General features: G+C 71.5%; 2 protein-coding genes. Both read left to right on the top strand.

Features of this window, described 5'->3' with window-relative positions; translation table 11 throughout:
• Nucleotides 1-2,801, top strand: a 2,801-nt coding sequence (locus ACFWEP_RS31345) for a DNRLRE domain-containing protein (RefSeq protein ID WP_387375184.1), incomplete at its 5' end; no start/stop codon positions are given.
• On the top strand, nucleotides 2,798-5,050 hold the full coding sequence (locus ACFWEP_RS31340; RefSeq protein WP_387375182.1) for a LamG-like jellyroll fold domain-containing protein: 2,253 nt from the start codon (nucleotides 2,798-2,800) through the stop codon (nucleotides 5,048-5,050). The genes ACFWEP_RS31345 and ACFWEP_RS31340, both read left to right, overlap by 4 nt.
• Nucleotides 5,051-5,093: the final 43 nt, after the last annotated feature.

The following is a 5,093-nucleotide window of genomic DNA, read 5'->3' as shown; positions in this document are numbered from 1 at the left end:
GCCGGAGCCGGGGCGGCGTGTGCGCGACGGTCCTGGCGCTGGCGGCGGGGGTGCTCTCCGCCTCGGCGGCGGGCGCTCCCCCGGCCGCGTCGCTGACCGCGCCGGTCGGATTCACCGCCGACAACCTGTCCACCTACCAGACCAACGGCATCGTCTGGGCGCTGGCGGAGGCGAACGGGGTCGTCTACGCGGGCGGCACCTTCTCGCAGATCCGGCCCGCCGGGGTGGCAGCGGGCGGGACCGGTTCGACGGCGGCGGTGAACTTCTCGGCGTTCAACGCCGCGACCGGGGCGCCGGCCGGCTGCTCGCTCTCCTTCACCCGAAGCAGCGGAACCGCCACGGTACGGGCGTTCGCGCTGTCGCCCGACAAGTCGACGCTGTACGCGGGCGGTTACTTCCAGGCGGTGGGCGGCACGGCCGCCAACGGTCTGGTCGCGATCAACACCGCTAACTGCACGGTCCGTTCGGGGTTCGCACCGAACTTCTCGGCGACAGTGCGGGCGCTGGACGTGGCGGCGGACGGCACGGTGTACGCGGGAGGTGACTTCCAGACGGTCAACGGGAGCGCGCGGCGCTTCTTCGGGGCGGTGACCCCGACGGGCGCGCTGACGGCGTGGAACCCGGACGCGGACGACCCTGGGCGGGCTCTGAAGGTCACCCCGGACGGCGAATCGGTTCTGATCGGCGGTGACTTCACCACGGTGGGGGGTAACGCGACGCACGCGCTCGCGGTGACGGACGTGGCGTCCGGCGCGCTCACCCACACCTATCCGGGCGGTTTCGTCCCGGCGAGCGCGGTCATCAAGGACATCGTGACGGACCAGGCGTCCGACGGCTGGTACGTCGCGGGCGAGGGCATGGGGGGCAACTCCTTCGACGGGCGCCTCGCCATGGAGCTGGACGGGTTCGGGCAGCGCTGGCGCGACACCTGCCAGGGCGCCACGCAGGCGCTGCGGGTCTACCGGGGCGTGCTCTACGCGGGCAGCCATGTGCACGACTGCTCCACCATGGGCGAGTTCCCGAACCAGGTCCGCAAGCACCTGTCCGCCCAGTCGGTGGACGATCCGGCGATGCTGGGGTGGCTGCCGGACACCAACGACGGCATCGGTGAGCCGGTCGGGCCGCGGGCGCTGACCGTCGCCGGCCGGGACGGGCGCGACTTCCTCTGGGTGGGCGGCGAGTTCACCACCGTCAACGGTTCGTCCCAGCAGGGGCTGACGCGGTTCGCCAACACCCCGGACACGGGTGCGCCCGCCGTGCCGGTGGTGAGCGCGTCCGCGCCCCGGGCCGGGCAGGTGAAGGTCGCCTGGCGTTCCTCGCTGGACCTGGACGACTCCTCGCTGACGTACCGGGTGTACCGCGACGGCGCGTCGGCCCCCGTGTACACCACCACCGGTTCCTCGCTGTTCTTCAGCCGTCCGCAGCTGGTCTTCACCGACACCGAGGTGGTGGCCGGGCGGGCGTACACCTACCGGGTGAGCGCGAGCGACGGCACCAACACCAGCGCGCAGTCCGCCGCCGTCTCCGTCACCGCCGCCTCCTCCGCCTCTCCGTACCAGGAACGCGTCCTGGCGGACGGTGCCGGGCTGTACTGGCGCTACGACGAGCCGGGCGGGGCCTTCGCCGCGGACGCCTCGGACGGGCTCGACGGGGGCGTGTACGTCAACGCGCCGGCGTACCGGGCGGCCGGGGCGGTGGCGGGTTCGACCGCTCTGGGCCTGAACGGAACGGACGAGTACGTGTACAGCGACCGGCTGCACCACCTGACCTCGCCGTCGCCCTACTCGGTCGAGACGTGGTTCCTTACGACCTCCACGACCGGCGGCCGGATCATCGGCTTCGGCAGCAACATCGGCGTCGACACGGGGCACACCAGCACCGTCTCCGACAAGATCGTCTATCTGACCGACGACGGCCGGCTCGCCTTCGGGGTCCAGACCGGCAGCACCAACGTCCGGCCCACGATCACCACCACCGGCAGCTACAACGACGGCGCCTGGCACCACATGGTCGCCACGCAGGGCCCGGCGGGCATGGTGCTGTACGTGGACGGCGCGGTGGCCGGCACCAACGCGGCGACCGGGAACCGCTCGTACGACGGGTACTGGCGGGTCGGCGGCGACGCGATGAACAACGCCTGGCCGAACCGTCCGACCAGCACCTACCTCGCCGGGCAGGTGGACGAGACCGCCGTCTACCCGACCGTCCTCACCGCGGCGCAGGTCGCCGGGCACTACGACCTCGCGGACGCTCCGCCCGCCCCGGGCGGCGGCGACGGGGGCGGTGGCGACGGCGGTGCGGACACCACACTCACGCTCACCCCGGTGGAGGACGCGTACGTCAACAGCGTCGCCCCGAACACGAACTACAACGACAGCCAGCTCGCCTCGCGCGGCACCACCGCGTACGTGGGCTACCTCCGCTACGACCTGCCGGCGGCCCCTGCCGGCCAGGTGCTCAAGGGCGCCCGGATCGACTTCCGCACCTCCTCGGACTCGACGGCGGGTTCCGCCGAGAGCCACCGGGTGGTGCCGGTCACCGGCGCCTGGACCGAATCGACGGTCACCTACAACACCCGGCCGGCGCTCGGTGCGTCCGTGCTGGGGACCATCACCGGCGCGACGGCGGTGTCCACCGACTACACGGTGGCGCTCGACGCGACGGCCCTGGGCGGAGCCCTCGGCTCCACCACCTCACTCGCTCTGACCAACGCCGGTACGGACAGCCTCCGTATCTGGTCCAGCGAGGTCTCCACCGCGGCCTACCGGCCGCAGCTCGTTCTCACCTTCGGAGCTGAATGATGAACGGACGTACGGGGCGGAGATCCGCCGGACGCGGTCGCAGACGCGCCGCTTCCGCCGCTCTCTGCCTGCTGGCCGGAGCCCTGACCGCGACCGCGGCCGGGACTTCCCCAGCGGCTTCGCTGACGCCGCCGGTGTCGGTCACCGCCGACGACCTCTCCACCTGGCAGACCAACGGCATCGTCTGGTCGATGGCCGCGAGCGCCGGCGTGGTCTACGCCGGAGGCACCTTCTCCACCGTGCGTCCGCCGGACGCCGCCGCCGGCACCTCGGAGACCCCCGCGGTGAACTTCGCCGCGTTCGACGCGGCGACCGGCGCACCGACCGGCTGTTCCCTGTCGTTCACGCTCTCTTCGGGCACCGCGACGGTACGCGCCCTCACCCTGTCCCCGGACGGGGCGACGCTCTACGCGGGCGGTCAGTTCGGGTCGGTGAACGGCGTCGGGGTCAGCAACGTCGCGGCCATCGACACGGCGACCTGCACCCCGCGCGACGACTTCAAGATCGCGGTCTCGGCGACCGTCCGGGCCATCGCCGTCACCGCCGACACCGTCTATCTGGGCGGCGACTTCAACAGCGTGGGCGGGCAGACCCGCAACAAGTTCGCCGCCGTCACCACCGGCGCCGACCTGCTGCCGTTCACCGCCAACGCCGACGAGGTCGCCCGGGCGGTCGAGGTGACCCCGGACGGGCAGCACGTGGTGCTCGGCGGCGACTTCTTCACCGTCAACGGCACCACCACGCACGCGCTGGCCGTGGTGGACGCGACGACGGGTGCCGTGACCACCGCCTACCCCGGTTTCGTCCCGAACACCTCCACCACGCAGGACATCACCTCCGATGCCACCGGCTTCTACACCGCCAACGAGGGAACCGGCGGCGGGGTGTTCGACGGCCGCATCGCGGTGGACCTGGACGACTTCCAGCAGCGCTGGCGGGACACCTGCCTGGGCGCCACCCAGGCGGTGCTGGTCCACTCGGGCGTCCTCTACAGCGGCAGCCACGCCCATGACTGCTCCAGCATGGGCGAGTTCCCCGACCAGCCGCGCAAGCACCTGCTGGCCCAGTCGGTGGACGACCCACAACTGCTGCCGTGGTTCCCGGACACCAACGACGGCATCGGTGAGCCGGTCGGCCCCCGGGTGATGGCGCAGACCGACAGCGGCGGACACCACTACCTGTGGGTCGGCGGCGAGTTCACCACCGTCAACGCGGCGGCCCAGCAGGGTCTGACCCGGTTCGCGGACGGGCCCGACACGGGGGCCCCGTGGGTGCCCAACGTCCAGCTCTCGACCGTCGCGCCGGGACAGATCGACGTCAACTGGCAGACCAGCTCGGACACCGACGACGGGTTGCTGACCTACCGGATCTACAAGGACGGCGCCACCACACCGGTGTACACCACGACCGGGACCTCGCTCTTCTGGGACCGGCCGCAACTGCGCTGGACCGACACGGCCGTCGCCGCCGGTGAGACGCACTCGTACCGGATCACCGCGAGCGACGGCACCAACACCAGCGCCAAGTCCCCCGCCCTGTCGGCCACCGTGGCATCGGCCGCGGAGGCGTACCCGGCGAAGGTGCTGGCCGACGGCGCGTCTCTCTACTGGCGTTACGACGAGGGCACTTCGACCTTCGCGGCGGACACCGGGACCGGGCTGGACAACGGGTTCCTGCGCAACGCCCCGTCCTACCGGCAGATCCCGGCCGCGGTCGCGGGCGCGTCCACGGCGATCGGGTTCAACGGGACCGACGAGTACGCGTACAGCAACCGCCGGCACGCCAAGCCGGGCGCCTTCTCCGTCGAGACCTGGTTCAAGACGACCACGACGAAGGGCGGCAAGCTCATCGGCTTCGGCAACCTGACGATGCAGAACAGCACCAACTACGACAAGCACGTCTACATGACCAACGACGGGAAGCTGGTGTTCGGCGTCCACGACGGCTCCACGCGCACCATCACCACCCCGGCCGCCTACAACAACGGCGCCTGGCACCACGTCGTCGCCACCCAGGGCAGCGGAGGCATCGCGCTCTACGTGGACGGCGTGCTGCGGGCGTCCAACTCCCTCTACAAGACCAACCAGAACTTCCAGGGGTACTGGCGGGTCGGCGGAGACACGCTCAGTGGTTGGCCGAACGCCCCGACCAGCACCTACTTCGCCGGTCAGCTCGACGAGACCGCCGTCTACCCGACCGCACTGAGCGGTACGCAGATCGCCGCGCACTACGCCCTCAGGACGGGCTGATGAGGAACCCCCTCCTGGCCGGCGCCGCCGTCATCCTGACGGC

The sequence above is a fragment of the Streptomyces sp. NPDC060198 genome, from assembly GCF_042728415.1.
In the GTDB taxonomy this organism is placed as follows: Bacteria; Actinomycetota; Actinomycetes; order Streptomycetales; family Streptomycetaceae; genus Streptomyces.
The sequence above is the reverse complement of the archived record's forward strand: the minus strand, read 5'-3'. Positions and strand labels throughout refer to the sequence as shown.